Below are 26,373 nucleotides of genomic sequence, written 5' to 3' on the forward strand. Positions count from 1 at the left end.
TGGGCTCCGCCATCCATGGCTCCGCACAGTTTCTGACACGGGTATCGTGCCGACCGGCCCCGGAGCTTTGGCTAGCCTTCCTCGTTTAGCCTTTGCATTTCTGCAAGCAGTTCTGCCGTTTTCTCCTTCATCAACGGAATATCACCCCTCGATTCCACGTTCAGGCGAACCACTGGTTCGGTGTTGGACATTCGCAGGTTGAAACGCCACTCGTCGAATTCGATGCTTGCACCGTCGACGTGGGAGACACTTTTCGCGCCCTCGCTGTACTTCGTCTCAATGGCGGCAATCACCTTTGACGGGTCGGCGATGGTGCGGTTGATTTCGCCGCTGGCCGGGTAGGCTTCGATACGGGCATCGATGAGGGAGGACAGTGTCTGGCCGGACTGGCAAAGACGTTCTGCCACCAGCAGCCACGGGATCATGCCGCTATCGCAGTAGGCAAAGTCGCGGAAGTAGTGGTGCGCGCTCATTTCGCCGCCGTATACCGCGTCTTCGTCACGCATGCGCTGTTTGATGAAGGCGTGGCCGGTTTTGCTTTCGATGGCTTCGCCGCCCGCGGCCTTGACCAGGTCGATGGTGTTCCAGGTGAGACGTGGGTCGTGGATGACTTTGCCACCGCCGGTCTTGCGTAAGAACTGGTCGGCCAGCAGGCCCACGATGTAGTAGCCTTCGATAAAGCGGCCGTTTTCGTCAAAGAAGAAACAGCGGTCGTAATCGCCGTCCCAGGCGATGCCCATGGCGGCGCCATGTTCGATGACCGCCTCAGCGGTGGCCGCGCGGTTTTCTTCCAGGATGGGATTCGGAACACCGTTCGGGAAATTTCCGTCGGCTTCGTGATGCACTTTCACGAAGTCGAACGGCAGGTGCTGTTCCAGCTCGTCAATGATCAAACCTGCGCCACCGTTACCGGCGTTGACGACGATGGTCATTGGTTTGAGGGTGCCGGCATCCACGTAGCCCAGCAGATGATCAATGTAGGCGGTGGTGACTTCCCAGGGTTCGTAGCGGCCCTGCTCCGGTGCGTCACCGAACGGTTCCAGCACCCGGTCACGGATGTCGTTCAGGCCGTTATCGGAGCTGATGGGACGCGAGTCCGGGCCCACCATTTTCATGCCGTTGTGGTCGCGCGGGTTGTGGCTTGCGGTGACCATGATGCCGCCATCCATCTTGTAGTGGCTGGTGGCAAAGTAGACCATCTCGGTACCGCACAGCCCAATATCGAAGACATCGGCACCAGCAGCCATAAGGCCGGAACTCAGCGCCTCGGCGATTTCGGGGCTGGAAAGGCGGATATCGTACCCGACGATAACCCGTTTCGCTCCCGTCACTTCAACGTAGGCGCGGCCAATGCGTTCGGCCAGTTGGGGGTTAAGCTGATCCGGCACGCGGCCGCGAAGGTCGTAGGCTTTAAAACAGGACAGATCCATTGTCACTTTTGTTTACTCCGCTGCGGAAGACTGAAGTTGAATGTAATTCTGAAGGCCCATCTTGCCAATCATGTCCAACTGGGTTTCAAGCCAGTCGATATGCTCTTCTTCACTGTCGAGAATACTGCGGAACAATTCCCGGCTGGTGAAATCCTGCACCTGCTCGCAATAGATAACCGCTTCTTTCAGGTCCTTATGGGCAATCATTTCAAGTTTGAGGTCACAGGAAATCATCTCTTCGACGTTTTCACCGATCAGCAGCTTGTTGAGGTCTTGCAGGTTCGGCAGGCCTTCCAGAAACAGGATGCGCTCGATCAGCTGATCCGCATGCTTCATTTCGTCGATGGACTCTTCGTATTCCTTTTCCGCCAGTTTGGTGATGCCCCAATCCTTGTACATGCGGGAATGGAGAAAATACTGGTTGATAGCCGTAAGTTCGTTGGCGAGTACTTTATTCAGAAACTGGATGACTTTCTTGTCGCCTTTCATGACGGATCTCCTTGCGTGAGTGTGCAATCCCTACAAGGATAGCCCTTCACCAGGGGAGAAAAAATCACAAATGGGAAATGATTGCAGCAACTGCCGGCTCAGGCAGGCTGGGCCAGCATATTTGCCATGGCAAGATAGTCCGGAGCACGGCTTTCACGGAGAATTTCCCGGGCGGTGCAGGCGCAACGACCACATTGGGTTCCAACACCCAGCTCCCGGCCAAGCTGGCGCATGGAACTGACGCCGTTGTCAGCAGCTTCACGGATTTCTCTGTCTGTCACACCATGGCAAAGGCATACGTACATGCAGGTTACTCACAGGGCCGATGAAAGGTACTGATAATTATTGTCATTTGCATGCGGCTTTGCAAGCCCTGTGAGTTAATTTTGTGCAACCAAGTGTTTCAGCCCTGCCGTTCGCGGGTCAGATTGCGGTTTCCTGTCTCCGTGACCACCACATTGTCTTCGATGCGAATCCCTCCGCACCCCCGTAGACTGTCCAACCGTTCCCGATCCACATAACGCCCCACTTTCCCTGCCAGCAATGGCTCCAGGAGCGAAGGAATAAAATAGAGGCCGGGCTCGATGGTCACCACCATCCCCGGCGCCAGAGTGCGGGTAAGTCGCAGAAAAGGCGCACTCTCCGGTGGTGGTGTCGGCTTTCCGGCAACATCATGAACCTGTACCCCCAGGAAATGGCCGATACCGTGGGGAAAAAAAGCCCGGGTGATGCCCTGCTCCACAATGTCTTCATCCGCCAGGCCGGTAACCAGGCCGCAGGCCGAAAGCAGGGCCGCGATGCCGTGGTGGGCCTTGCGATGGATATCGATATACTCCACCCCCGGTGCCACCATGTCGCAGAGCCGCAGCTGGAGCCTCTCAAGGCCATGAATCAGAGCGGCAAAGTGCGACGCCCCCGGACCGGCGGTGGTGCGGGTGATGTCGGAGCAGTAACCCCGGTACCGGACACCGGCGTCGATCAGCAGGCTGCGGGGCTGGCCCGGAGGCCGGGGGTCGTAATATTGATAATGCAACGTACCGGCATGCTCATTCAGGCCGATGATGCTGTGATACGGTGCCTCGGCTTCCCGCTGCCCCGTGGCCTGCTGGTAGGCGAGACTGATGCTGAACTCGCTCTCTCCGGCTGAAAAGGCATCCCGGGCAGCACGGTGCCCGGCCAGCGCCAGGGCATTGGCGTGCGCAAGACATTCAATTTCGTACGCGGTTTTGTGCACCCGGGTTTCGTCCAGGGCTGCAAGCAGGCCCGCGGGGTTATGCTCTCCCGACACGCCCGCAAGCAGGGCAGGATCACCAATCACCGCCAGAATCCCCGGTTCGTCGAGCACTGGCGCCCCAGGCGACTGACTACTGCGGACCTCAACCAGCGTCCGCCAGGGCTCCTCCGGCAAAACCTGGTTTGCATGCCAGAAGTCTGTTGGCTCGTACAGCCACAGCACCGGTTTGTCCCCTCTACGGACCCACAACCAGCAATTTTCGCGGCCGGCCAGCCCGGTCCAGTGCAGGAACGGACCATAGCCCTGGAAGGGCCAGCGTTGATCGTCGCCATAGCGAAACGGGGCAGCGCCGGAGGCAATCAGCAGGCTGTCAAAACCGTGGTCTGCCAACACCTCTTCATACCGGCTTTGCAATTCTTTCAGGTGGTCCAGTTGCAGCAACAGCAAGGCTTCTTCAGGCATATCAGCTTTCCAACTGTTTCCAGAGGGTTAAGAGGTCTTGCGAACGGGCACCCCGCCGGCGGATCAGACGAATCTCCAGAGGTACATCCCAGCGCTCGTCACCGGCGCGCACCAGGCTGCCAAACTGTTCACTTTTCTCTGTTATCCGTTGCGGTAACCAGCCCATCCCGAAGCCCTGCTTGACCAGAGCCTTGATACCGGCGGACTGGGTATTCTCATTCAAAGGCAACAGATTGGCCGTCAGCTTATGACGTGCCAGGTGACCTTCAATCGCCGACTGCAAAAAGCCGCGGTTGTGATAGGCGATCAGTGGCACTGGTTGCTCCTGACTGCCCGGCAGAGGGAACCGGGCGCATCCCCGTTCGTCCGCGACACTGACCGGCACCAGGGCCTCCCGGGCCAGTACCAGCCAGACGAAATCGTCTTCGGTCAGCCGGTCGCCCCAGGGCAGGTCTGGATGCCAGTAACACAGCACCAGATCACACTCGCCACTTTCCAGAGCCTCCAGAAACTGTTCGCCCACCCAGTTGGTGGCTTTCAGGTTGAGCTGGAGGCGCTCGGCGATGCCCACGTCCGTCGCCCAGCCCTGGTAAAAGTGGGAAAACAGCCCTTGGGTGGAACCGACACTGATCCGCGCCGAAGCTTCGGCCTCAAGCGCAGCAATCCGCTCCTTCGTGTCCCGTACCTCCCGCGTAATCCGTTCGCACAGCTCCCGGAACATCTCTCCTGCCGGCGTCAGCGACAGCGGTAAGGTCTGGCGATTGATCAGGGTGGTGCCCATAGCCTCCTCCAGCAGCTTGATGCGGCGGCTGAACGTAGGCTGGCTCACGTGCTGCAGTTCGGCAGCACGTGAGAAATGGCGCGTGCGGGCAAGCGCCAGAAAGTCTTCCAGCCAGCGTACTTCCATGGCAATTCCTGAAGTTGGATGATGTGACCAGGCTTTTAGGAGTCAGATCGAGAAAGCAGGCATCATAGCCTATCGCAATGATTCCACTACAAACGGCCCTCTTCCACTGCGTGGCAGGCCACCTGTGTACCGCTATCGGTGGCGATCATTGCAGGCACTTCCCGCCGACAACGCTCATTGGCATAGGGACAGCGGCCGTGAAACACACAACCGGACGGCAGGTTTACCGGCGTCGGCACCTCGCCATTCAGGCGAATGTGATTGGGCCGGTCGTCCTCCAGTTTGGGAATCGCTGACAACAATGCCTGGGTGTACGGATGCCGGGGCCTGGCAAACAGGGTCTTGGTATCTGCCAGTTCACACACCCGGCCCAGGTACATGACCGCCACACGGGTGCCGAAATGCTCCACCACCGCCAGGTCATGGGTGATGAACAGATAGGTAAGCCCCCGGCTTTCCTGGGCATCCATCAGCAGGTTCAGCACCTGGGCCTGGATCGACACGTCCAGGGCGGAAATCGGCTCGTCTGCCACAATGAATTCCGGATCCACCACCAGCGCGCGGGCAATGGCAATCCGCTGGCGCTGCCCGCCCGAGAACTCATGGCCAAACCGGCTGCCCCAGTCCAGATCGATACCCACCGAATGCATAACCTCATGTATCTTGTCCCGCACCTGCGTGGCTGACCAGTCCGGGTGATGGAAGCGAATCGGCTCTTCCAGGGTCTGCTGGATGGTCATCCGCGGGTTCAGCGACGCGTATGGGTTCTGGAAGATCATTTGCATCCTGCGCCGGTATGGCAATGCGGCCTTGCCCTCCAGATTGTCGATACGCTGGCCGCCAAAATGGATTTCCCCGGCGCTGGGGGAAAGCAGCCCCATCACGGTGCGGGCCACCGTGGACTTGCCGCAGCCGGATTCACCCACGACACACAGGGCTTCGCCCTTTTGCACATCCAGATCCACGCCGTTAATGGCGTGCACAGCCTCCTGCCTGCGGCGCAGGCGCCCTCCTTTAAAGGTGATCTGTTCCAACAGGCTGCCGGAAAGGTCGAAACGTTTCTCCAACCCACGAATACTGACCAACGGAGAGGTCATGATTCCGCCTCCTGCATGCGTTTCTCCTGTTCAATCAGGTTGGCCACTTCGTAACAGGCTACGTCCACGTTCCCGGAGCGAACATACTCGGGCATCCTGCGCGTACACTGCTCGGTGGCAAAATTGCAGCGTGGATGGAAGGGGCACCCGGTGGGTACATTCTTCAGCGATGGCATGGAACCGGGAATCTGGAACAGCCGCTGACCGGGCTCCCCCATCTGTGGCAATGCGTTGATCAGGCCCTGGGTGTAGGGATGCTGGGCGTCATTGATAATTTCCCGAGTCGGCCCCTGCTCGATAATGCGGCCGGAGTACATCACCAACATACGTTGCGTCACCTGGGAGACCACCCCGAGATCATGGGTGATCAGCATCAGCGCCACATTTTCCTGCTCACACAGGTTCAGCAGCAGATCCATGATTTCCGCCTGGATAGTCACGTCCAGCGCCGTGGTGGGCTCGTCGGCAATGATGATTTCCGGCTCCAGCAGCAGGGCGATGGCAATGATTACCCGCTGGCGCATGCCGCCGGAAAGTTCATGGGGGTACTGGTCAAGGCGCTTCCCCGGCGAGGGAATCTGCACCTTCTGCAGCCGGTCCAGGGCAATCGCGCGAGCTTCCTTCTTCCCGGTTTTGCGGTGGGCCTCAATGGCCTCCACCATCTGGGTGCCGATGGTGAGCACCGGGTTCAGGGTCATCATCGGGTCCTGAAAGATCATGGCAATGCGGTTGCCCCGGATCTTTCTCAGCTCCCGCTCACTCATGGACGCCAGGTCCCTGCCTCTGTACAGGATCTGCCCGCCAGCAATGTAACCGGGCCGGGCGATCAGGTTGAGAATGGAAAAGGCCGCCACGGATTTACCGGCGCCGGACTCACCCACCAGCCCCAGCCGCTCGCCACTGTCCAGGCTGAAACTGATGCCCCGCAGGGCGGTCAGGTCGCCACCGCGCACCGCAAAGCGCACATCAAGATCTTTTACTTCCAACAGTGCCATGGCGCTATCCCTTGTACAGCCGTGGGTTCATGACATCCCGCAACCAGTCACCCAACAGATTGATGACCAGTACGAGCAACACCAGAACCAGGCCGGGGATCAGGGTGATCCACCAGGAACCGCTCTGGATATAGTCAAAGCCGGACTTGATCAGCGAGCCCAACGACGGTTGGGTTTCCGGCATGCCCAGGCCGAGGAAAGACAACGCTGCCTCGGAAATGATGGCATTGGCGATCTGAACCGTGGCGATGACGAAGATCGGCGATAAGGTATTGGGCAGGATATGCCGAAACATGATGCGGCGGGTGCCAAAGCCCATGACCCTGGCCGCCTCCACATACTCTTTCTTCTTTTCTGCCAGCACGGAAGCCCGGACCGTCCGTGCAATCTGGGGCCACTCGGCAATACCGATAATGAAGATCAACATGTAGATGGCGATCTCGCCGAACATCAGGTTGCCGAAACTCGCCTTGAACACCGCACCCACGATGATGGCCACCATCAGGGTGGAGAATGATAGCTGCACATCCGCAATCCGCATCAGGATGGCATCCACCTTGCCACCAAGATACCCGGCCAGCAGGCCGAAGAGGATGCCCAGCACCGCCTGCAACACCACTGCCCCGAAACCGATCATCAGCGACACCCGGGTTCCGTAGAGAATGGTGGAGAGCAGGTCCCGGCCCTGGGCGTCGGTGCCCAGCGGGAACGCTGGATCAGCGCCGTCGATGCCCACCGGCGGCAATTCGGAGTTCATGATATTGATCTGGGCCAGATCATAGGGGTCCGCTGGTGCCAGCAGGGGCGCGAAGACCGCCGCCAACACCATCAGCAGCAGCACCAGGAAGCTGATTATGGCTACCTTGTCGCGCTTGAAGCTGTACCAGACAAAGGACTCGCGGAAGCGGTCCCAGCGGGAAACCGTTGCCGTTGTCATGCTTTTTTACCTGTCAGTTTAACGGTGGGATTCACCAGTCCGTAGATCAGGTCCACCAGGGTGTTAGTCACCACGAAAATCAGGCCCACCACCATCAGGTAAGCCACAATCAGCGGAATATCACTGCGGGTGATGGCCTCGAGGAACATCAGTCCCAGCCCGGGCCACTGGAACACCGTTTCAGTGAGAATGGTGTACGCCACCATGATGCCGATCTGTACGCCCCCCACGGTGATCACCGGAAGCATGGTGTTCTTCAGCGCATGCAGGAAGTTGATGCGGTCCGCGCTCAGGCCCTTGGCCCGGGCGTAGCGGATATAGTCGCTCTGCAGCACTTCCATCATCTCGGCCCGGATCAGGCGGATAAACAGCGGCAGCATGATCGATGCCAGCGACACGCACGGCAGCACCAGGTGGGCCAGCCCGTCACTGGTAAACAGCCCAGAGTCCCAGGTGCCAAACAGGTGGACCAGATCATCACCCCGGCCATAGGACGGCATGCCGCCGTCAGTACTGAAGAAGTCGTTAAGCCACTGGCCCCAGCCTGAACCGGAGGGGAACCAGTTCACTGTGACGCCAATGGAAAATAGCTGGATGAGCACGATGGCCGTGAGGAAGACCGGAATGGAAATCCCCACGGTGCTGATGCCCATGAAAAACTTCGACAACCAGGCCTGGGGCCGGATCGCCGCGTAGACACCGATCGGCACGGACAGAAACACAATGATCAGGCTGGCCCCGATCACCAGCTCCAGGGTCGCGGGCAGATGTTCCGCGATCACTTCCAGGGCAGGCTTGCTGTAGAAATAGGAGTTACCCAGGTCCCCCTGGAGGGCGTTGCCCGCAAAGCGCAGGTACTGCACCAGCACGGGATCATTGAGCCCGAGCTCCTCGCGAATGACTTCCCTCTCCTCCTCGGAGACGGACATGCCCACCATTTCCTGAAGCGGATCCCCCAGGCCATCCTGAATGGCAAAAGCGATGACACTGATCACGAACATGACCAGCAACGCCTGGGAAATCCGCTGAACCAAAAACGCTAACATGGAAATTTTCCGGATAAGGCTTGCAAACAAAAAGCCGGCACCGGATCACTCCCGTGCCGGCCTGCCATTACAGGCGACTATTCAACCACCAGGTCACCCAGATACGGGAAGTTCATGACATTGAGCACCGGCTCAATATTCACATTCTTCTTAGAGGCCCAGGCCAGGTCCTGCCAGTGCAGGGGGACGAACGCGGCATCGTCATACAGACGCTTCTCTGCCTCCTGCAGCATGGCGGCTCGCTTGTCCAGATCCGTCTCAACACTTGCCTTGTCCACCAGCGCGTCCACTTCCGGGTTGCAGTAGTTACCTGCGTTGTACTGGCCGGCGCCGCTGTCTGCATCCGGGCAGAAGGTCAGGAATTCGAAGAAGTTGGCGGAGTCCTCGGTGTCCGCATGCCAGCCAATCAGCATCATGTCGGCGGCACGGTTATCGAACTCTGTCCAGTATTGGGCCTTTGGCAAAGTCTTCAGATCCACCTTGATATTGATTCGCGACAGCATGGCCGCTACCGCCTGGGCGATTTTGTCGTCGTTCACGTAGCGATTATTTGGCGCCATCATGGAAATGGTGAAGCCATCCTCATAGCCGGCTTCTTTCATCAGTGCCTGGGCCTTTTCCACATCAAAGCGCGGTGCCAACGACTCGTTGTGGCCCTGGTACCCGGCGGGAGACATCTGCGCTGCCGGTGTAGCAAACCCTTTCATGATCTTGGCGGCAATGCCTTCCTGGTTGATAGCGTAGGCAAAGGCCTGGCGAACCTTCGGATCCTTGAATGCTTCCACCCGCTCCTGGTTCATCTGGAACAGGATGACGCGGGTACCACTCATGGTGACCAGGTTGGCATTCTTATCGCGCTTGATCCGCTCGAGGTCATTGGGTGGTACCGGCGCAATGAAATCCACCCCGCCAGAAAGCAGAGCGGAAACCCGGGTGTTGTTCTCCTTGATTGGCGTCAGCACAATCTTGCCGACATTGCCCGGGGAGTCGGTATCCCAGTAGTCCTCAAAACGCTCGAACTCCATACGTACGCCCTGCTTTCGCCTGGTGACAGTATAAGGGCCCGTACCCGACAGGTTCTCGGAAGCGAAGGAGTTGCCGTGCTTGAGGATAGCGCTCTTGTCTTTACCGCCCTCGGTCTGGCCGCTGTAGAACTCGCTGTCCAGCGGGAAGATATAGGTTGCGGTGTTCAACACCAGCGGGTATGGCTCGCTGGTCACCAGCTCGAACGTATAATCGTCGATGATATTGATACCGCTGAACGGCTTGAAAATCGCCTTGAAGTCCTGACTACGCTTCAGACGGTCCAGGGTGAACTTCACATCGGCCGCGGTCAGTTCATTGCCGGAATGGAACTTCACCCCTTCGCGAAGTTTGAAGCGCATCGTATTCTCGTCGACCCGCTCCCAGCTCTCAGCCAGCCGCGGTTCGAAGCTCAGATCGCTTTTCCAGCGCACAAGGGGGTCGAAGGTCATGTGGGACAACTGCAGGATCCCACCTGAAAGCTGCTCGTGAATGTCGAGGGTTACCGGGTCGGCGTCATACGCCATTTTCAGTTCCTTGGTGGCTTCGGCAGACAGGGCTACTGGTGCCGCAGCCAGGACCATGGAACCCAGGAGTGCTCCAATCAGTTTTTTCATCGCGTTTTCCGTCGCTGTTTTAGGAGTTTTCACGGAATATCGGCGCAGAAGGACGCCGACTGCCTGAACAACAAGCTAGTCGCGGAAATCCCTTACAGCAATCGAAATTGCGACATGGGGTTATTCGTCAGATGAATCACCCGTTTGAGGGCGAAGGCTATTGGCGAGGTTACAGGTGGAACACCAGGGGCAGGATCATCGCAGTAAACACTCCGGTGAGACCCATACCCAGTGAAGCAAAGGCGCCGGCGGTCGGACCTATTTCGAACGCCCTGGCTGTACCGAGGGCATGGCCGTTCAGTCCCAGGGCAAAACCGAGGATTCGCTGGTCAGTAATGGAGAGCCAGCGGGCGATCAGGTCCACAAACAGCGTAGCCAACATGCCCGTAATCAAAAGCCCGCCCATCATCAGGGAGACGGAACCGCCGAGTTGCTCGGTGATGCCAATCGCAATGGGCGCCGTCACCGACTTCGGCGCCAGCGATGCCAGCACTTCCTCCGAAGCCCCCAGCGAGGCGGCGATCACCACGGCATACACCGCGGCCATCGTGGCCGCCACTGGCAGAGTGAACAGGATGGGGCGCCACAACGCCCGGATGTGATGCATCTGCTGGTACAGTGGCACGCCCAGTGCGACCGTGGCCGGCCCCAGCAGGACCGTTAACCATTGCGCGCCTTCGCGATAGTCTGCGTAATCGATGGTCAGAACCGCAATCATCCCACTGACCAGCATGGCCGAGATCAGGATGGGCGGCAGCCACACCGGTTGCTTCAATAACCTGAAAATGCGGTTACCGGCAAAAAAAGCCCCGAACGTCAGCACAATCGCCAACGCCGGGCTGGTAGAAAGCAGGCCCAGCAATTCCTGAAAACGGGCGGACAATTCACTCATGGCTACCATCCTCTGGCCCGCTGAAACGCTGCATCAGCCATAGGGTAGTGAGTACGCTCAGCAGGGTGCCTGCAGCCAGCGCGACACCAATGGCCAACCATTGCCCCGCAAACTCGTCGACCACAAAAAATACGCCCACGACGCCGGGCATAATCAGCAACACCAGCACCGAAATCAGTGCCTGGCTTGCTCCGGCAAGACTCTCACTGATGGATCCCCTGGCCATCAGCAACAAGGTGAGCAGTATCATTCCGATAACGCCGCCACTCACTGGCAATGCCAGCAGCACCCTGAGGACCTCACCGGCAATAAAGAATACCGTCAGCACCAGAAAACCGTACAACATCGACATGGCAGTTGTTTCTCTACGGAGTATTTGATTTACACTAGACTTCCGGCCAAACCAACGCAGGAAGCTCAATGGCTCTCAAGGCAACCATCTTCAAGGCGACACTGAACATCGCCGACATGGACAGACACTACTACGCTGACCATCACCTCACCATCGCCCGCCATCCGTCAGAGAACGACGAGCGCATGATGATACGCCTGCTGGCTTTTATACTGAACGCCAGTGAAAGCCTTGAATTCACAAAGGGTATCAGCACGGATGACGAACCGGACCTGTGGCAGAAAAGCCTGAGCGACGAAATCGAGCTGTGGGTCGAGCTTGGTCTGCCGGACGAAAGCCGCCTGCGTAAAGCCTGCAACCGCTCTGACCAGGTGATCCTCTACACCTACGGCGGCCGCGCAGTGCCCCTGTGGTGGGAAAAACACCAGGGCAAACTGTCCCGCTTCAACAACCTCACCATCATCAACCTGCCGCCGGAAGGCACCGAGCCACTCGCGGACCTGGCGGAACGCGGCATGAACCTGCAATGCACAATCCAGGACGGCACAGTGAATATCGGTAACGAGGAAACCCTCGTCAGCCTGACGCCAGAACCGCTCTACCCTGAATAAAAATCACCTTTCGGGGTCTACCAGAATTATACAGTTTACGTTAAGGTAAACTTTAGCCGATGTTGACCGGGGCCGCACCAGGTTCCGAGAGATTGGCTATACTCAAAAAAGCATCGACACCCTCACAAGGGGTGTTTTGTTCCTCAGGCCACCACCCCAGGAAGAGGATTATGACAACAACAAAAGCCAAAGTTGTTTATTCCCCGGTTTTTACCGACGGTGCGGAATTCCGTATTCCCACCTTCAAGTTACTGAAGCAGGACGGTTCGCTCTATAAGGGAGCCAAAGCCCCTGATCTCGATAAAGAGAAAGCCCTGCGCATCTACCGCGCGATGGTCACCACCCGGATTCTTGATGAACGCATGCTCGCTGCCCAGCGGCAGGGACGCCTGAGCTTCTACATGCAGTGCACCGGCGAGGAAGCCGCCGTTATCGGCAGTACCGCCGCGCTGGATGACGGCGACATGATCATGGCGCAGTACCGCGAACAGGGCTCCCTGGTTTACCGCGGCTTCACCATCGACGAATTCATGAACCAGCTGTTCGGCAACGAACTGGACTATGGTAAAGGGCGCCAGATGCCCGTTCATTACGGTTCCGCCAAGCTGAACTACATGACCATATCATCGCCCCTGGCCACCCAGATTCCACAGGCTACCGGCTACGCCTATGGCCAGAAAATGTCAGGCGAGGGCCATTGTACTATTACCTATTTCGGTGAAGGCGCCGCCTCGGAAGGGGATTTCCACGCCGCCCTGAACATGGCCGCTGTCCATCGCGTTCCGGTGATTTTCCTGTGCCGCAACAACGGCTACGCCATATCCACTCCGGCCGCCGAGCAGTTCGCCGCCGACGGGGTGGCACCCAGAGCCTATGGCTACAAGATGGACGTGATCCGTGTCGATGGTAACGACATTCTCGCCATGCACGAGGCCACCAAAGCAGCACGCAGCCTGGCGGTGGAGCACAATCGCCCGGTGCTGATTGAAGCCATGAGCTATCGCCTTGCCGCCCACTCGTCTTCCGACGACCCGTCCGGCTATCGCAGCAAGGACGAGGAAGCCGTGTGGCGCGAGAAAGACCCGATCCTGCGCATGCGCCTCTGGCTCGAGCGCAAGAAATGGTGGACCGAAGACGACGAGAAAAAACTGCAGGAGAACATGCGCCGCGAGGTTCTCGAGACCATGAAGCGGGCGCAGAAACGGCCACCACCTGCGCTTGATACCCTGGTGAGCGACGTCTATGACGAAGTGCCACCGGGTCTGGCTGAACAGTTCGACAGGCTCAAGGCGCATATCCGGCGGCACCCGGACGCGTACCCGAAGAGTGCAGAACACGCTAAGGGAGGCGCCTGAGATGACACAGATGAATATGCTCCAGGCCATTAACAACGCCCTTGATACCGCCATGGCCGCCGACGAACGGGTGCTGTGTTTCGGTGAGGACGTGGGCATCTTCGGCGGCGTTTTCCGGGCCACCAGCAACCTACAACAGAAATACGGCAAAGCCCGCTGCTTCAACACACCACTGGTTGAACAGGGCATCATTGGTTTTGCCAACGGCCTGGCGGCCCAGGGTTCTGTGCCGGTCGCAGAGATACAGTTTGCCGATTACATCTTCCCCGCCTTTGACCAGATCGTGAACGAGTCGGCCAAGTTCCGTTACCGCTCCGGCAACCTGTTCAATGTGGGCGGATTGACCATTCGCGCACCCTATGGCGGCGGCATTGCCGGCGGGCTTTATCACTCACAGTCACCGGAAGCCTATTTTGCCCACACACCGGGGCTCAAGATCGTGGTGCCGCGCAATCCGCACCAGGCCAAGGGCCTGCTTCTGGCTGCCATCCACGACCAGAACCCTACCCTGTTCTTCGAGCCCAAGCGGCTGTACCGCGCTTCCGTCGGCGACGTGCCGGATGAAGACTACCGGCTGCCACTGGGCGAAGCCGAAGTGCTCAAGGAAGGCACGGATGTCACCGTGCTGGGCTGGGGCGCACAGATGGAAGTGATTGAACACGCCGTCGAAATGGCGGAAAAAGAAGGCATTTCCTGTGAAGTCATCGACCTGAGAACCATTCTGCCGTGGGATGTGGAAACCGTCGCCAACTCGGTGTTCAAAACCGGGCGCCTGGTGGTGACCCATGAAGCCCCGCTGACCGGCGGTTTTGCCGGCGAAATTGCGGCGACGATACAGGAGCGTTGCTTCCTGTACCTGGAATCCCCGATCGCTCGGGTGACCGGGATGGATACCCCCTTCCCGCTGGTGCTGGAAAAAGAGCACCTGCCCAATCACCTGAAGGTCTATGAGGCCATCAGGTCGAGCGTGGAATTCTAGGTTGATATCAGGACAGGAGAGCAATCATGAGTGATTTTATACTGCCCGATATCGGCGAAGGTATCGTGGAGTGCGAACTGGTCAAATGGCTGGTCAGCGAAGGCGACATCATCGAAGAAGACCAGCCGGTTGCCGAGGTGATGACCGACAAGGCGCTGGTGGAAATTCCCGCGCCGTACAGGGGCAAGGTAACCCGCCTGTATCACAAGGAAGGCGACATCGCGAAGGTTCACGCTCCGCTGTTCGAACTGGTGGAAGAAGGCGGTGACAGCGATCAGGAGACAGCGCCTCAAGCCCCATCGAAAGAAGCCGGCGCAGACACCAGGGAAGCAGAGCCTGTGCATGAAACTTCTGGCACCACTACCGCCAATGACGACGAGACTGAAGACTTTATCCTTCCCGATATCGGCGAAGGCATCGTTGAGTGTGAGGTGGTGGAATGGCGCGTCGCCGAAGGTGACGAGATCGAGGAAGACCAGCCGGTAGTCGATGTCATGACGGACAAAGCCATGGTCGAGATTACCGCGCCCAAGGCTGGCCGCGTCACCAAGCTTTACCATAAGCAGCAGGAGATGGCCCGGGTGCACTCCCCACTGTTTGCGTTTATTCCTCGCGACCGTGACGAGCCCACCGAGGCAAAAGCTACTTCGAAGCCGGCACCGGAACCCTCCCCGGCCACCGAAAAACCGGTCTCAACAGGAAACCGGCAACGGATTCCCGCCAGCCCTGCCGTGCGCCGCCTGGTGCGTGAGCACAACCTCAACCTGGCGAACATCGCCGGTTCCGGCAAGGATGGCCGGGTACTGAAGGCCGATGTGCTTGCCCACCTCGATAAGCCCACTGCTCCTCCGCAGAGCCATGAAGGCGCTGGGGAATCGCAGCAAGCCATTCAGAGCAGCGGGCGCAGAATGCCGGAGCGTGAGCAGGAAGTACGGATCGAACCGATCAAGGGCATGAAAGCGGCGATGGCCCGCAGCATGGTCAAGTCGGCAACCACGATCCCCCACTTCATCTACAGCGAAGACATCGACGTTACTGACCTGCTGAAGCTGCGGGAACAGCTCAAACCGGAAGCCGAAGCCCGTGGCTCACGGCTGACACTGATGCCATTCGTCATGAAGGCGATGGCTTTGGCGGTTCAGGAGTTCCCGGTACTCAACAGCCGTGTTAACGAAGACATTTCCGAGATTCACTACCTGCCCAACTGCAATATCGGCATGGCGGTGGACGGCAGGGCCGGGCTGATGGTTCCCAATGTCAAAGGTGTTGAGAGCCTGACCCTGCTGGGCATTGCCGATGAAGTGGCCCGTCTGACCGAGGCGGCCCGCTCGGGCAGGGTAAGCCAGGAGGACCTCAAGGGCGGCACCATCACCATCTCCAATATTGGTGCACTGGGGGGCACCTACGCCTCGCCTATCATCAATGCTCCGGAAGTGGCGATTGTGGCTCTTGGCCGCACCCAGAAGCTGCCGCGTTTCGACGCCAGCGGCCAGGTGGTGGAACGGGCCATCATGACCGTAAGCTGGGCGGGGGACCATCGCATCATTGATGGCGGCACCATAGCGCGCTTCTGCAATCGCTGGAAGGGCTACCTGGAGTCGCCGCAATCCATGCTGTTGCACCTGGGCTGACGGGGCATCATGGCTGAGCAGAAGACACAACTGCAGCAGTTCTACATACCTGAAGAGCAGTCGATCTACCTGCTCAGCCATGATGATGCCAAGAAGCTCAAGGACTGGGTGGCACTGTGTGCCACCCAACTCCGCCAACTGGGTTACCTGGACATAGAACTGATTGGCAAAGGCGCCTACGGCTTCGTGTTCGCAGGCCGCCTGCCAAGCCCGGACCACAGCGGTCCCGAGCACGTTTTCAAATTCACCCGCATCAACCTGCCACAACACCTGCAGGACCGCCTGGAGGACGAAGCCTACATCCTCGAGCAGGTCCGGCACCCGAGAGTGCCCCGGCTGATCGCCTACCAGCGGGCACACAACCAGCCCATCCTGGTGATGGAACGGGCGGCCGGCCTTAACCTGGAAGAAGTCTCTTTGCGTGAGGGCCGCCTCAAACCGCGGGTGGTGATGCGCATCGCCGACCAGCTTGCAGACATCCTGCGCAACCTGCGCCGGGAGAACGGCCCCGCCGGGCGCCCTATCGTGCACGGCGACATCAAACCGTCGAACCTGGTGTTCGACGCCAGCACCGAGAACATCGCCCTGATCGACTGGGGCTCGTCGGTGTTCGCACAGCTCGACGCCAACCAGCAGTTCCTCACCACCAATGTCATGGAGCTGATGTCGGACAACCTGCAACAGACCAACGCTAGGCTGGGGGATGTCTACTTTATAGGAGAAGAACAGCTGAACGGCGGCCTGTCGTCTCCCCGCTTTGACGAACAGGGCGCGGCCGGTACGCTTTATGCGCTGGCTTCGGGCCAGTCGTGCCGCTTTGGCCACCAGGCCATTCCCGCCACCTCCCTCGGGCTTCCGATGGAATTCGCCCGCATGCTCGACGGCATGCTGGCTCCGGACCCGGAGACCCGCCGGGAAGCCGGCGACTACTATTTGAGCGAAATGCCCAGGATGGCGCGCACGGTGATGATCGATCTGCCGGAGCCGCCGGTGACCCCTTTGGTGCCGGTCTGGACACGCCCATCAGACCACGAAATCGACACCGTGGTGTACGGTTCCCGCAAATCTTTCCTGAGACAGGAAGGTGCCCCGGAAACCCTCAACGACGTCAACGACGTCCAGCTTGACCGCTACTATAAAAACTTCATGCAAGGGATGGGGGAGACGGAAAAGGCGTTTCTCGCTGCGGTCAGCCGGCTGGGCCGATATCCCGTGGAAGGTGGCCTCGCCGTGCGCTGGGAAAGCGACGGCGTGTACATAGACACATCACTGAACCTGCACGACCCCAAACTGAAGAATGCCTTCATCCGGGCCGTCAACAACATGGTCTACCTGGCCCAGGCCATTTACCGCCAGGGCATCTTCAAAAGCTGCCTGTTCAACGCCCGCAACACCCTGCACATCGACCGCGATGAACCAGTCCAGCCGTTCGTGCCGGAACCCGGCATGCAACTGCGGTACGAGGTAAGCGCGGCGCCGGAGGTGGAAGACGAATCCCGGGTACACTCCTACTTCGAGGATGGCCCCGATCCGGAAGAGTTTCTGGTGCTGCCGCAGACTATTATCACGGCGCTGGAATCCCTCAACGACATCCATCACACCGGCATGATCATCTTCGAAGCCCTGCCCCGCCACCTCAAGATCCACAGCCACTACCGGCTGCTGGATCCGGACCGGGAAGGCGAGTTTTCACGTCTGCTGGACGAAATCCTCTCCTCGGTGAGCAAAATCACCGGCCTGGGCGTTTCTGGCTTCATGAAAATGCCCTACAAGGACACCCGCTTCTTCCCCCACATCGAACGCCTGCCGGAACGGTACTACCCCAGAAATCCCAGGGCAGAGGCTGATTCAGCCTGAACCCTTAAACTGGCCAAACCAGAGCCGAGAGGGCTGGACAGAGCACCCCATCACACGTAAGATTGCGCACTCGAAATTGATGCCATCGCATTGATTCCGATACCCGCCCGTAGCTCAGCTGGATAGAGCGCTGCCCTCCGGAGGCAGAGGTCAGAGGTTCGAATCCTCTCGGGCGGGCCATTTTTATGGCAGATCAACACGTTACACGCTGCAATCTTTCCCAGTCACACTCAGTCTTCGAATCTGCACTTTTCCAAGCTTCTAATCGGGCAGTGACCTTTGCCCTGCTTTTAAAATCGTCCTGTTTAGCACATGAAATTGAGCTTGTGTCCAAATTGTGTCCATGGCGTGTCCGCACTAATTCGGAAGGAAATTGGCGCGATCGCAATCTGACCTTTGCACTGAAAAACCCAAAACACCTTTAGAAAAGAAGATTCATTGAGGGCGCTAAGGTCGCAAAGCGAACATTCAGCTTGGAAGATAGCGCCAGCCTAACGGGCCGATTCGTGGAATTGCACTGGAACACTCTGGTCCAGTTGACGGACTTTTTGAACTCGGAGCATCCCTTTCGCACCATCAAGCGGCAGTTAAGTTATGCCAAAGTCCGCGATCGCAGCCTGTCGAAGAACACCAACCTGTTCTACCTGTTCGCGGCGCTCAGCAACATGCGGAGTGACAGGTTCGCCGTTTTTAAGCCATTTTATGCGTCCTTCACCGCAGTAGTTCTTGTACTCTTCCGCCACGTCGGGGCGGCGGCTGCTTCGAATGCTTCTTTGGTCTTCGTGACACGCGCATGGCCCTGTTCTTCATGGAGCATCCATTGGTCGTCGCCGTAGATAATAGGCAGGTCCATGAAGGTCTTAACCCTCCATTAACCACCTCCTAGATAGTCTGTATCCCGTCGTTTACCGCAGATTTGACCGCGCCCGAATGGACTTTACCTATGTATCGCTTGCCCTGCTCGAAAGTAGTGCTGACTGCTTTATGCTGCCTGGTTATTGCAGGCTGCAGTTCGTTGTCCACGAGAACGGACTATCTCGCTCAGGCCGATTCCGAGCGTCAGAACGTCGTCTCCAAGTTTGAGATGGAGGTTGGTCTCGAAACAGCCTACCTGAATGAGCTGGTCAACAGCCATGACCTGGACGCGCTTATTGTCGAAGCGCGCGCGGCCAATCCTGATTTCCAGCAAACACGGCTTTCACTCCAAATTCTCCGTGCTCAATACCGAGCGACTCAGGCGGATCAACTCCCCGACGTCGAGGCTGGATTCGTCGCGAATAACACTGACGGTCTAGATACTGCCTACACCGGCACCGTCAGCATCAGCTGGGAGCTGGATTTGTGGTCGAAGATTTCTGATGAGGCGTCGGCTGCCGCCAGTGACGTTGCTGAACAGCTGGCTCTCTACCAAGCTGCGCGGGATACGCTCGCAGCCGAGGTCATGCAGGGCTGGTTGAAACTGGTGAATCTGAATCGCTCCGTTGCCATCGAAAAGCAACGCGCGGAGCTGGAAAAAAACGAACAGTGGATTCTTCAGCGTTACCGCTCGGGACTGGGTGACCTTGAAGATCTGGACAGCGCCCAAAGCTCTGCGGCCAGTGCCAGGGCGACATTGATTGCAGTTCAGGAATCCCTGCAGCAACAGCAAAGGGCGTTGAACCTGTTGCTCGGGCGAAGCCAGGCTAGCACGGTCATTTCCGCCGACTATCCGCAGGTTCTTTTACCCCTGTCCGACCTTGCAGAGCAAACATTGCAGCGTCGCCCGGACCTTAAAGCGGCCTATATGGCTATCAGGGCAAATGATTTTCGAACGTCCGTTGCCTACAAGGACATGCTGCCATCCATCAACCTGGAAACAGCGCTTAGCGAAACAGGCACATCGCCCAGTGACGCCCTATTGCGCAACCCGGTGTGGTCATTGCTCGGTCAGCTACCGCGTTGTGCCCTGGATCGACGAATTGATGGCAACGCATCCAGGTTTGAATCTCAGAGTTCAGATTACTGACACCAACGTGGACTTTTACCGGGATTCGGTCGACATGGCGCTTCGCTACGGCGCGCCCAGTGACACCAACCTGTATGGCTTCAAAATTTGCGATGTGCCGCGCCTGCTTTGCGCATCTCCTGATTACCTTTCGCGTCATGGTCGCCCCATTCATCCTGATGACCTTGAGAACCACAACGGACTGTTCTATCAGTTGCAGGACATCCCATTTGACCTCTGGACGTTCAAACGGGGAGACGAGGAATATCGAGTCAAAATGACGGGCGATCGCGCCTCAAACGATGGCGATCTGGTTCGCCGGTGGTGCGTCGCTGGTCGCGGTCTTGCGATAAAATCGTGTCTTGATATGTCGGATGATCTGCTTGCAGGCCGTGTCACCACAATCATGCCGGACTATGCGCCGCCGGTATCCGAGCTGTGGCTGATTTGTCCTACCCGACAGTCAATAACGCCGGCAATGAGGTTGTTGAGGGATGACCTGCGTGCAAAAGTAGGCGAACTGATGAATGCAATGATTGCCGGAGGCTTTTTTCCTCCGGATCGCTTGTCCGGAGGAAAAAAAGACGCCTGAAAAACAGCGGGTGCGTTATTGATGATAAGAAATTCTCATTAACGTGCAGTACACCACTGGCAGCACCACTAACGTCAATACCGTTGCAACACCCAAACCGCACACGATAACCACCGCCATGCTCGCGAAGAAGGCATCGCTGAACAGAGGAATCATTCCCAACATGGTGGTTACGGCCGCCATAAGCACAGGTCGTACCCGGCTTACCGCGGCCTCAACCACCGCAGTGAATGCATCATCCTGCTGTTCTAACTGAATATTGATCTCCTCAACCAGCACAACGGCATTCTTCAGTACCATACCGATCAGACTCAGAGTCCCGAGCAGCGCCATGAATGTAAAAGGCGCGCCGAGCAATACCAGTCCACCAATGATTCCAATCATCATGAGAGGAACAATCATCCAGATAGACAGAGCCTGTCGGAAGCTACCGAACAACAGCATCGAAATAATGAACATCCCCAGCAGTCCAAGAGGCAGCGAGGAGAAAAGCGAAGTCTGAGCTTCGGATGAGGTCTCGTACTCTCCACCCCACTCAATCGAATAGCCGTGGGGAAGCTCCAGCGCGTCGACCTGCGGGCGGATCCTCTCCAGCACACTCGCCGCCGTCTCCCCCGACAAAGGCATGGGTTCGGCATAAACCGCCAACATCCGCTCCCTGTTTCTGCGTTTTATCAACGGATCCCGCAGTTCCGTATTGATGGCATTGATGACGTTGCCCGCGCTGACATAGCGGCCCTGCTCTTCACTCCAGACATTGATCGAGGTAAGGTTTTCGATGTCAAAACGCTGCTCCTCTCTTGACCGCATAATGATCGGAATGAGGTCGCTCCCCTCACGGTACACTCCAACCTGCTGCCCCTGATTATTCAGCAACAACGCCTGGTGCAGTGATTCGCGAGATACGCCAAGGCGCCGGGCCTGTTCTTCGAGGAACTCCGGTACGATCACGGCTTCCCGATTACCCCAGGACAAGCGCACGCTGTCGGCCAGAGGTTCATTTTCAAAAATTGCCTGCACGCGCACACCGATTTTCCGGAGTTCTTCGGGATCTTCTCCAAAGATACGAGCTTCAAGACTGGCTTTGGCTGAGGGCCCCACCTGCAAAGCCTGCACTTTGTAATGCACGTTCGGGAAGTCTGTACGCAGTTGCTCAATGACTTCCTCCATACGGGCCTCTCTCGACGCCTTATCCCGGGTCTCTACGATCAATTGGCCAAAACTGGCGTATCGCTGCTCCGGTGAATACGTCAACGTAAAACGCTGGGCTCCGCCACCGGTGACACTGGTCACCTGAACGACCTGGTCCATGTCATTCACGCGCGATTCCAGCCGCTTTACGGTCTCTTCGGTTTGCAAGATGTCGGCGCCCTCGGGCAACCAAAGGTCAACAAAGAAGAGTGGCGTTGTGGCATTCGGGAAGAAAGCATTCTTAACCTGTCCCGAGAACGATAGAACCCCAGCCAGAAGCGCGATCGCAAGTGTTAATGTCACGAAGCGATAATGAATCGCGTAGGTCAGCAGGCGGCGGAAGACGACGAAAACAATTCCCTTATAGGGGTCGTTATCGGATGACTGCCCGACACTCTCGAGCTTGTCGGGATAGAACATATCAAAGAAAAACGGGGTCAGAGTGAGTGCCGTCAGCCAGCTCAGGAAAAGCGAGTAGCACAGAACCCAGAACAGGGAGCCAATGAATTCTCCGGTGGTGTCTGGTGAAAGGCCGATAGGAGCAAAGGCCGTAATGGCAATCACGGTAGCGCCGAGCAGCGGGTACCGGTTCTGCGAGACCACTTCTTTGGCTGCCTGCCTTTTGGACTTGCCCTTGGAAAGGCCAATCATCATGCCCTCGGTGACGACGATGGCATTATCGACCAGCATCCCCAGCGCAATGATCAGCGCACCCAATGAAATCTTCTGGAGCTGAATACCGTGTATTGCCATAAGCACGAATGTACCCATGATGGTAATCAGCAGGATCAGCCCCATGAGCAGGCCACTTCGCAGCCCCATGAACAGCAAAAGCACAATAATGACAATGCCCACCGCCTGAGCAAGGTTCATGAGAAAAGCAGATACTGCCTCCTCGACTACTTCAGGCTGGTTATACACTGTGTTCAGTGTCATGCCGATGGGTTGCTGTTTTTCCAGGCGTTTCAAAGCCTCATTGAGACTCTCACCTACATCAACAACGTTGGTGCCCTCTGCAAATGACACGCCGATGGTCAAAGCAGGCAATCCGTCAGAGTGGTAAAGCAAGGCGGGTGAGTCATTGGTCACCCTGCGAACTTCGGCCAGATCGCTGAGCCGGATAATACCCGAATCAGCGCTTCCAACTGCCAGTTGCTCAAGTGCCTGAACGGAATCAAGCTGACCGGTTGGCTGAACGGATAACGACAGCCCTTCACTGCGCAGGTGGCCAGCGTTGCCCACCGTATTCTGCGCATTCAGAAGGCTTGCCAGGTATTCTGGCGAGATGCCAAGAGCACGCATACGGTCACGGTCCAGTGACACGATCATCTGCTCGTCGACACGACCACCGATACTGACTTTTGCGACGCCCTCCAACAATCGCAGTTCTCGCTGAATGAGATCCGCATGGTCACCAAGATCTTTCAGCGAGTAGCCGTCACCACGCAACGTGAGCAGCAGGCCGAAGACATCGCCAAAGTCATCGTTCACGATGGACGTGTTCACGCCTGGTGGCAGACCAGGCTGGGCATCATTAATCTTTCGCCGAAGGATATCCCAATACTGGTCTAACTCCCCTTCTCTGACCGTCTTCTTGAGTTGGACAGTAATCTGCGACAAGCCGTCCGAGTTCACCGAAGTAATGTCATCGATGCCCGGCATCTGCTGGATCGCTTTTTCCAGAGGCAGCGTAACCTCCTCCTCGACTTCAAGAGGCGTTGCTCCGGGATATTGGGTGGTCACCAAGGCGGAACGTAACGTGAACTCCGGGAATTCAAGCTGGCCAAGACCCAGAAACGCGAACATGCCCCCAACCCCAAGCAACAGCGTGACCATCCAGCTGATGGACTTCCGATCAAGAAAATAATCGACCATCTCAGAGCCCGCCCTCTTTTTCCCAGGGACGGACCGAACGATCCCTGTTCATCCGGTGAGCGCCGGCAACCACGATTCTGTCGCCCGGGCTGAGCTCTCCCCGAACAAGCACGCCATCGTTCATTTTCTTACCCGGCTCGACATCCACCGGCTCGACGCTGCCCGTGTTATCGCCATTCTCACCATCGGCAGCAGCCACGTATCGCCAAACCACGCTAGTGCCGGGTTCTGCGTCAGGTGTTACAAGCGCCGCGGTTGGTATCAGCCACGACGGGGCGCTCTCTCCAGCCAATGTGCCGTAATCAAGCAGAACGGTCGCGCTCATCCCCGAAAGCACTGTGATGTCCTCGGGTTCAGGGAGCGTTACGGTAACCTCATAACTGAGCGACCCCTGAGAGGCATTGCTGTCATGCTCTTTGTAGCTCGCGGCGTAGCGTTTATCGGGAAGCTCGGGAAACTGTACCCACGCGATAGTGTTGCCATTGGCGCGAACGTTCCTGGATCTCTGTGGTTGAAGGCGGCGGACCTGTTGTTCAGGCATCTGGAACGAGACGTCGATAGAGCCGGGCCGTTGCAGTTCGGCAATGGCCTGCTGCGCTGATACAACCTGAAAGACATCCACCGGCACCCGTGAAATGACGCCATCAAATGGCGCTTTGAGAACGGTATAGGAAAGTTGGTCCTCCGCGCTGGCCAGTTGCGCTCTGGCAGAGAGGTACTCGGCCTCGGCCTCATCGAAACGGGCCTGACTGATGGCCTGGCGCTCCAACGATATTCGCATTCGCTCGAAGGTGGCCTGTGCCAGATTGAAATTTGACCGGGCGTTTTCCAGGCGGGTTCTTGCGTCCCGATCGTCCAGGCGGGCAACGACCTCCCCTTTTTCCACAGTGTCGCCTGCTTTAACGGCCAGCTCCGTCAGCTCTCCTCCCACTCTGAAAGAGAGTTCTGAATGGTCAGACGCCGAGACTCTGCCCGGATACTGATTGAGCGTGCCTGACTGCGCCTGCTCCAGCGTCATGAGCTTTACCGGGTAGACAGTTTGCTGTGTCAGAGGGGGCGCCTCCGCCGAACATCCCATCACCAGGAGGCTCGAAAGCATTGCAAGCGCTTGTAGGCCTCTCAAGGGCATGGCGGTACTGACCATCTTGAATTTCATAACGCGTCACTCTCCAGAAAAAATTAGGTATTCCGACGATCGGCAACCGCATCCCAAGCCATATTAAACGCTAATTCGATATGCTCATCGGTACCTTCGAACGACCCTTGCAGGCATCGTTGAACGAGGTGGTAAATCGGGCGGAACATAAACGTTTCGAGAAGTGGAAAAGGTACCGGTTTGATCAGCCCGGATTGCTTTCCCTGATCAACTGCATTCAAAAGATTTGCGGCTCGGCTTTCGTTTCGTGCCTGGATCTCGGGAGTCATCCAAGCAGAATGCGTGAACGTCTCGTGGTAGCGGAATAGTTCCGGACGCTCAAGGCCGATCCTGGACAGAATGGCCATTGGGGGCTCCATCAGGCATCTGTCTCCAAACCTGGACTGTAGTTTTCATGTCGTCACGAAGTCTCTTGAGCTCCTTTAACTCCTGATCCAGTCTGCAAAGGCGGTCTGTGAATAGCTCCTTCAGGTCGCTGCCAGCCAAGCCACCCTCCGTCCCATGACTTAGAATGACTTTGACTTCACGCAGGTTGAATCCCAGCTTGTTTGCCACGCGAACAAACCGTAAGCGCCACAGGTCTTCCGAATTATACAAGTTGTAGCCATTTCGGGGATCTTTTCGTGGCCGAAGTAACCCTTCACGGTTATAGAAACGAACGGTGTCCGGAGAGACATCCGCCAAGTTTGCAATTTCATTGACTTTCATCGTGCCCACATCGCTCGCATGAAACAGATCCCGATATATCAGAGGAGAAAACGCCAGCATGACCACTCTGAAACTCTCTCAATTTGTTATTGCATAAATGAAGTCGACCTTTATCCGCCCGTCGCCACCTTTACGTTATTGATCGGTTGGCTTTTCGACCAAGCGACTAACCCAAGGCCTCCAAGGATCATCGGCAAGGTCAACAACTGCCCCATGGTCACCCAGTCAAGGGCAATGAACCCCAGTTGCGGGTCGGGGAGGCGAACAAACTCGACCGCAAAACGGAAAATTCCGTAGAGCAACAGGAACAGGCCGGACGTTGCGCCCATCCGACGAGGGTGGCGTGAGAACCACCACAGCACCACAAACAGCACAACACCTTCCAGGGCAAACTCGTACAATGACGACGGGTGACGTGGCGCCGACCCCATATTCGGGAACACCATGGCCCAGGGCACGTCGCTGACCCGCCCCGGGAGCTCGTGGTTGATAAAGTTGCCAAGGCGCCCCGCCCCCAGGCCAATTGGCACCAGTGGCGCTATAAAATCCGTGAGTTGGAAAAACCGCAGGTTCTGCTTGCGGGCGAAGACCAAGGCTGCAATCAGGACGCCGGTCAAGCCGCCGTGAAAACTCATGCCCCCTTCCCAGATCTTGAGCAGCCAGAGCGGGTTGTCTGCCAGCTTGTCAAAACCGTAGAAGAGCGCGTAACCGACGCGGCCACCCAGAATGACGCCCATCGCACAGTAGAAAATCAATGTTTCAACAGCGTCTGCGTTCAACCCGAGTCGATGAGCCCGACGACGCCCCAGCCACCAGGCCGCGAGAAAACCGACAAGGTACATCAGGCCGTACCAATGGATTTTCAGTGGGCCCAGTGCAATGGCTACCGGGTCTATTTGAGGATACTGAAGCATAAGCTTCCCTGATTTCGTGTGTGAACGTGCGTTAGGGTT

General features: G+C 57.5%; 24 protein-coding genes, 1 tRNA gene and 1 pseudogene. 9 read left to right on the top strand and 17 right to left on the bottom strand.

Annotated features, from left to right (window positions below; all coding sequences use genetic code 11):
• Positions 1–71: 71 nt before the first annotated feature.
• From FO268_RS16600 to FO268_RS16655, 12 genes are all read right to left on the bottom strand, one after another.
• Positions 72–1,430 carry a phosphohexomutase domain-containing protein gene (locus tag FO268_RS16600; RefSeq protein ID WP_150994409.1) on the bottom strand — a complete coding sequence of 453 codons (1,359 nt, stop codon included), beginning with the start codon at positions 1,428–1,430 and terminating at the stop codon, positions 72–74.
• 12 nt (positions 1,431–1,442) lie between these two features.
• Positions 1,443–1,919, bottom strand: a complete 477-nt coding sequence (bfr, locus tag FO268_RS16605) for a bacterioferritin (RefSeq protein ID WP_150994373.1) — start codon at positions 1,917–1,919, stop codon at positions 1,443–1,445.
• A 98-nt stretch (positions 1,920–2,017) separates the two neighbouring features.
• Positions 2,018–2,224 (bottom strand): bacterioferritin-associated ferredoxin, encoded by a 207-nt coding sequence (locus tag FO268_RS16610; RefSeq protein WP_150994374.1) that lies wholly within the window; start codon positions 2,222–2,224, stop codon positions 2,018–2,020.
• Between the two features lie 98 nt (positions 2,225–2,322).
• Positions 2,323–3,615, bottom strand: coding sequence for a Xaa-Pro dipeptidase (pepQ, locus tag FO268_RS16615; RefSeq protein WP_150994375.1), 1,293 nt, complete (start codon positions 3,613–3,615; stop codon positions 2,323–2,325).
• A 1-nt stretch (position 3,616) separates the two neighbouring features.
• Entirely contained in the window at positions 3,617–4,522 is a 906-nt protein-coding gene (locus FO268_RS16620; protein ID WP_150994376.1) for a LysR family transcriptional regulator, read from the bottom strand.
• A gap of 86 nt (positions 4,523–4,608) precedes the next feature.
• Positions 4,609–5,619, bottom strand: coding sequence for an ABC transporter ATP-binding protein (locus FO268_RS16625; RefSeq protein WP_150994377.1), 1,011 nt, complete (start codon positions 5,617–5,619; stop codon positions 4,609–4,611).
• The gene (locus FO268_RS16630) at positions 5,616–6,614 is read right to left on the bottom strand and encodes an ABC transporter ATP-binding protein (protein ID WP_150994378.1); all 999 of its coding nucleotides are present in this window, start codon (positions 6,612–6,614) and stop codon (positions 5,616–5,618) included. The genes FO268_RS16625 and FO268_RS16630 overlap by 4 nt, the downstream gene beginning before the upstream one ends.
• Positions 6,615–6,618: 4 nt before the next feature.
• A complete protein-coding gene (locus tag FO268_RS16635; RefSeq protein WP_150994379.1) occupies positions 6,619–7,551 on the bottom strand; it encodes an ABC transporter permease in 933 nt (310 codons plus the stop codon).
• Complete coding sequence (locus FO268_RS16640) at positions 7,548–8,597, bottom strand: ABC transporter permease (protein WP_150994380.1); 1,050 nt, start codon at positions 8,595–8,597, stop codon at positions 7,548–7,550. The genes FO268_RS16635 and FO268_RS16640 overlap by 4 nt, the downstream gene beginning before the upstream one ends.
• Before the next feature lie 77 nt (positions 8,598–8,674).
• Positions 8,675–10,237, bottom strand: coding sequence for an ABC transporter substrate-binding protein (locus FO268_RS16645; RefSeq protein ID WP_150994381.1), 1,563 nt, complete (start codon positions 10,235–10,237; stop codon positions 8,675–8,677).
• A 169-nt stretch (positions 10,238–10,406) separates the two neighbouring features.
• Complete coding sequence (locus FO268_RS16650) at positions 10,407–11,129, bottom strand: LrgB family protein (RefSeq protein ID WP_150994382.1); 723 nt, start codon at positions 11,127–11,129, stop codon at positions 10,407–10,409.
• Positions 11,122–11,481: a CidA/LrgA family protein gene (locus FO268_RS16655; protein WP_150994383.1), complete on the bottom strand. Its 360-nt coding sequence runs from the start codon at positions 11,479–11,481 to the stop codon at positions 11,122–11,124. The genes FO268_RS16650 and FO268_RS16655 overlap by 8 nt, the downstream gene beginning before the upstream one ends.
• Positions 11,482–11,549: 68 nt before the next feature.
• Here FO268_RS16655 and FO268_RS16660 point away from each other — a divergent pair, with 68 nt between their 5' ends.
• The 9 genes and pseudogenes from FO268_RS16660 to FO268_RS16700 all read left to right on the top strand — a co-directional run bounded on the left by FO268_RS16660 (position 11,550) and on the right by FO268_RS16700 (position 20,490).
• Positions 11,550–12,092 carry a YaeQ family protein gene (locus tag FO268_RS16660; protein ID WP_150994384.1) on the top strand — a complete coding sequence of 181 codons (543 nt, stop codon included), beginning with the start codon at positions 11,550–11,552 and terminating at the stop codon, positions 12,090–12,092.
• A gap of 170 nt (positions 12,093–12,262) precedes the next feature.
• Positions 12,263–13,447, top strand: a complete 1,185-nt coding sequence (locus FO268_RS16665; protein WP_150994385.1) for a thiamine pyrophosphate-dependent dehydrogenase E1 component subunit alpha — start codon at positions 12,263–12,265, stop codon at positions 13,445–13,447.
• A 1-nt stretch (position 13,448) separates the two neighbouring features.
• Positions 13,449–14,426 (top strand): alpha-ketoacid dehydrogenase subunit beta, encoded by a 978-nt coding sequence (locus tag FO268_RS16670; protein WP_150994386.1) that lies wholly within the window; start codon positions 13,449–13,451, stop codon positions 14,424–14,426.
• A 26-nt stretch (positions 14,427–14,452) separates the two neighbouring features.
• Complete coding sequence (locus FO268_RS16675) at positions 14,453–16,057, top strand: dihydrolipoyllysine-residue acetyltransferase (RefSeq protein ID WP_150994387.1); 1,605 nt, start codon at positions 14,453–14,455, stop codon at positions 16,055–16,057.
• A 9-nt stretch (positions 16,058–16,066) separates the two neighbouring features.
• Positions 16,067–17,914, top strand: a complete 1,848-nt coding sequence (locus FO268_RS16680; RefSeq protein WP_150994388.1) for a protein kinase domain-containing protein — start codon at positions 16,067–16,069, stop codon at positions 17,912–17,914.
• 103 nt (positions 17,915–18,017) lie between these two features.
• A tRNA-Arg gene (locus tag FO268_RS16685) sits at positions 18,018–18,094 on the top strand.
• Between the two features lie 377 nt (positions 18,095–18,471).
• Positions 18,472–18,582 (top strand): annotated as a pseudogene (locus FO268_RS23340) (IS5/IS1182 family transposase); the annotation flags it as partial.
• A gap of 347 nt (positions 18,583–18,929) precedes the next feature.
• Entirely contained in the window at positions 18,930–19,919 is a 990-nt protein-coding gene (locus FO268_RS16695; protein ID WP_191966980.1) for a TolC family protein, read from the top strand.
• Positions 19,876–20,490 (top strand): substrate binding domain-containing protein, encoded by a 615-nt coding sequence (locus tag FO268_RS16700; RefSeq protein ID WP_227716182.1) that lies wholly within the window; start codon positions 19,876–19,878, stop codon positions 20,488–20,490. Before FO268_RS16695 ends, FO268_RS16700 begins: the two co-directional genes overlap by 44 nt.
• Before the next feature lie 15 nt (positions 20,491–20,505).
• Here the strand turns inward: FO268_RS16700 and FO268_RS16705 are convergent, their stop codons facing one another.
• The 5 genes from FO268_RS16705 to lgt are packed head-to-tail and all read right to left on the bottom strand — an operon-like array spanning position 20,506 to position 26,334.
• Entirely contained in the window at positions 20,506–23,556 is a 3,051-nt protein-coding gene (locus tag FO268_RS16705; protein WP_150994390.1) for an efflux RND transporter permease subunit, read from the bottom strand.
• Position 23,557: 1 nt separating this feature from the next.
• On the bottom strand, positions 23,558–24,712 hold the full coding sequence (locus tag FO268_RS16710; RefSeq protein ID WP_008172291.1) for an efflux RND transporter periplasmic adaptor subunit: 1,155 nt from the start codon (positions 24,710–24,712) through the stop codon (positions 23,558–23,560).
• Between the two features lie 23 nt (positions 24,713–24,735).
• A complete protein-coding gene (locus FO268_RS16715) occupies positions 24,736–25,059 on the bottom strand; it encodes a hypothetical protein (RefSeq protein ID WP_225316800.1) in 324 nt (107 codons plus the stop codon).
• A complete protein-coding gene (locus tag FO268_RS16720; protein ID WP_225316801.1) occupies positions 25,031–25,480 on the bottom strand; it encodes a MerR family transcriptional regulator in 450 nt (149 codons plus the stop codon). Before FO268_RS16720 ends, FO268_RS16715 begins: the two co-directional genes overlap by 29 nt.
• A gap of 50 nt (positions 25,481–25,530) precedes the next feature.
• Entirely contained in the window at positions 25,531–26,334 is an 804-nt protein-coding gene (gene lgt, locus FO268_RS16725; protein WP_136630492.1) for a prolipoprotein diacylglyceryl transferase, read from the bottom strand.
• Positions 26,335–26,373 lie beyond the last annotated feature (39 nt).

Source organism: Marinobacter denitrificans (genome assembly GCF_008795955.1).
Taxonomy (GTDB): Bacteria; Pseudomonadota; Gammaproteobacteria; order Pseudomonadales; family Oleiphilaceae; genus Marinobacter; species Marinobacter denitrificans.

Excerpts from the sequence above, each read along its gene's own strand:
- lgt (WP_136630492.1), bottom strand. The coding sequence starts at position 26,334 with ATGCTTCAGTATCCTCAAATAGACCCGGTAGCCATTGCACTGGGCCCA.
- FO268_RS16630 (WP_150994378.1), bottom strand. The coding sequence starts at position 6,614 with ATGGCACTGTTGGAAGTAAAAGATCTTGATGTGCGCTTTGCGGTGCGC.
- FO268_RS16665 (WP_150994385.1), top strand. The coding sequence starts at position 12,263 with ATGACAACAACAAAAGCCAAAGTTGTTTATTCCCCGGTTTTTACCGAC.
- bfr (WP_150994373.1), bottom strand. The coding sequence starts at position 1,919 with ATGAAAGGCGACAAGAAAGTCATCCAGTTTCTGAATAAAGTACTCGCC.
- FO268_RS16640 (WP_150994380.1), bottom strand. The coding sequence starts at position 8,597 with ATGTTAGCGTTTTTGGTTCAGCGGATTTCCCAGGCGTTGCTGGTCATG.
- FO268_RS16715 (WP_225316800.1), bottom strand. The coding sequence starts at position 25,059 with ATGGCCATTCTGTCCAGGATCGGCCTTGAGCGTCCGGAACTATTCCGC.
- FO268_RS16610 (WP_150994374.1), bottom strand. The coding sequence starts at position 2,224 with ATGTACGTATGCCTTTGCCATGGTGTGACAGACAGAGAAATCCGTGAA.
- FO268_RS16680 (WP_150994388.1), top strand. The coding sequence starts at position 16,067 with ATGGCTGAGCAGAAGACACAACTGCAGCAGTTCTACATACCTGAAGAG.
- FO268_RS16645 (WP_150994381.1), bottom strand. The coding sequence starts at position 10,237 with ATGAAAAAACTGATTGGAGCACTCCTGGGTTCCATGGTCCTGGCTGCG.
- FO268_RS16710 (WP_008172291.1), bottom strand. The coding sequence starts at position 24,712 with ATGAAATTCAAGATGGTCAGTACCGCCATGCCCTTGAGAGGCCTACAA.
- FO268_RS16720 (WP_225316801.1), bottom strand. The coding sequence starts at position 25,480 with ATGCTGGCGTTTTCTCCTCTGATATATCGGGATCTGTTTCATGCGAGC.
- FO268_RS16670 (WP_150994386.1), top strand. The coding sequence starts at position 13,449 with ATGACACAGATGAATATGCTCCAGGCCATTAACAACGCCCTTGATACC.
- FO268_RS16650 (WP_150994382.1), bottom strand. The coding sequence starts at position 11,129 with ATGAGTGAATTGTCCGCCCGTTTTCAGGAATTGCTGGGCCTGCTTTCT.
- pepQ (WP_150994375.1), bottom strand. The coding sequence starts at position 3,615 with ATGCCTGAAGAAGCCTTGCTGTTGCTGCAACTGGACCACCTGAAAGAA.
- FO268_RS16700 (WP_227716182.1), top strand. The coding sequence starts at position 19,876 with ATGGCAACGCATCCAGGTTTGAATCTCAGAGTTCAGATTACTGACACC.
- FO268_RS16705 (WP_150994390.1), bottom strand. The coding sequence starts at position 23,556 with ATGGTCGATTATTTTCTTGATCGGAAGTCCATCAGCTGGATGGTCACG.
- FO268_RS16620 (WP_150994376.1), bottom strand. The coding sequence starts at position 4,522 with ATGGAAGTACGCTGGCTGGAAGACTTTCTGGCGCTTGCCCGCACGCGC.
- FO268_RS16625 (WP_150994377.1), bottom strand. The coding sequence starts at position 5,619 with ATGACCTCTCCGTTGGTCAGTATTCGTGGGTTGGAGAAACGTTTCGAC.
- FO268_RS16635 (WP_150994379.1), bottom strand. The coding sequence starts at position 7,551 with ATGACAACGGCAACGGTTTCCCGCTGGGACCGCTTCCGCGAGTCCTTT.
- FO268_RS16675 (WP_150994387.1), top strand. The coding sequence starts at position 14,453 with ATGAGTGATTTTATACTGCCCGATATCGGCGAAGGTATCGTGGAGTGC.
- FO268_RS16655 (WP_150994383.1), bottom strand. The coding sequence starts at position 11,481 with ATGTCGATGTTGTACGGTTTTCTGGTGCTGACGGTATTCTTTATTGCC.
- FO268_RS16600 (WP_150994409.1), bottom strand. The coding sequence starts at position 1,430 with ATGGATCTGTCCTGTTTTAAAGCCTACGACCTTCGCGGCCGCGTGCCG.
- FO268_RS16660 (WP_150994384.1), top strand. The coding sequence starts at position 11,550 with ATGGCTCTCAAGGCAACCATCTTCAAGGCGACACTGAACATCGCCGAC.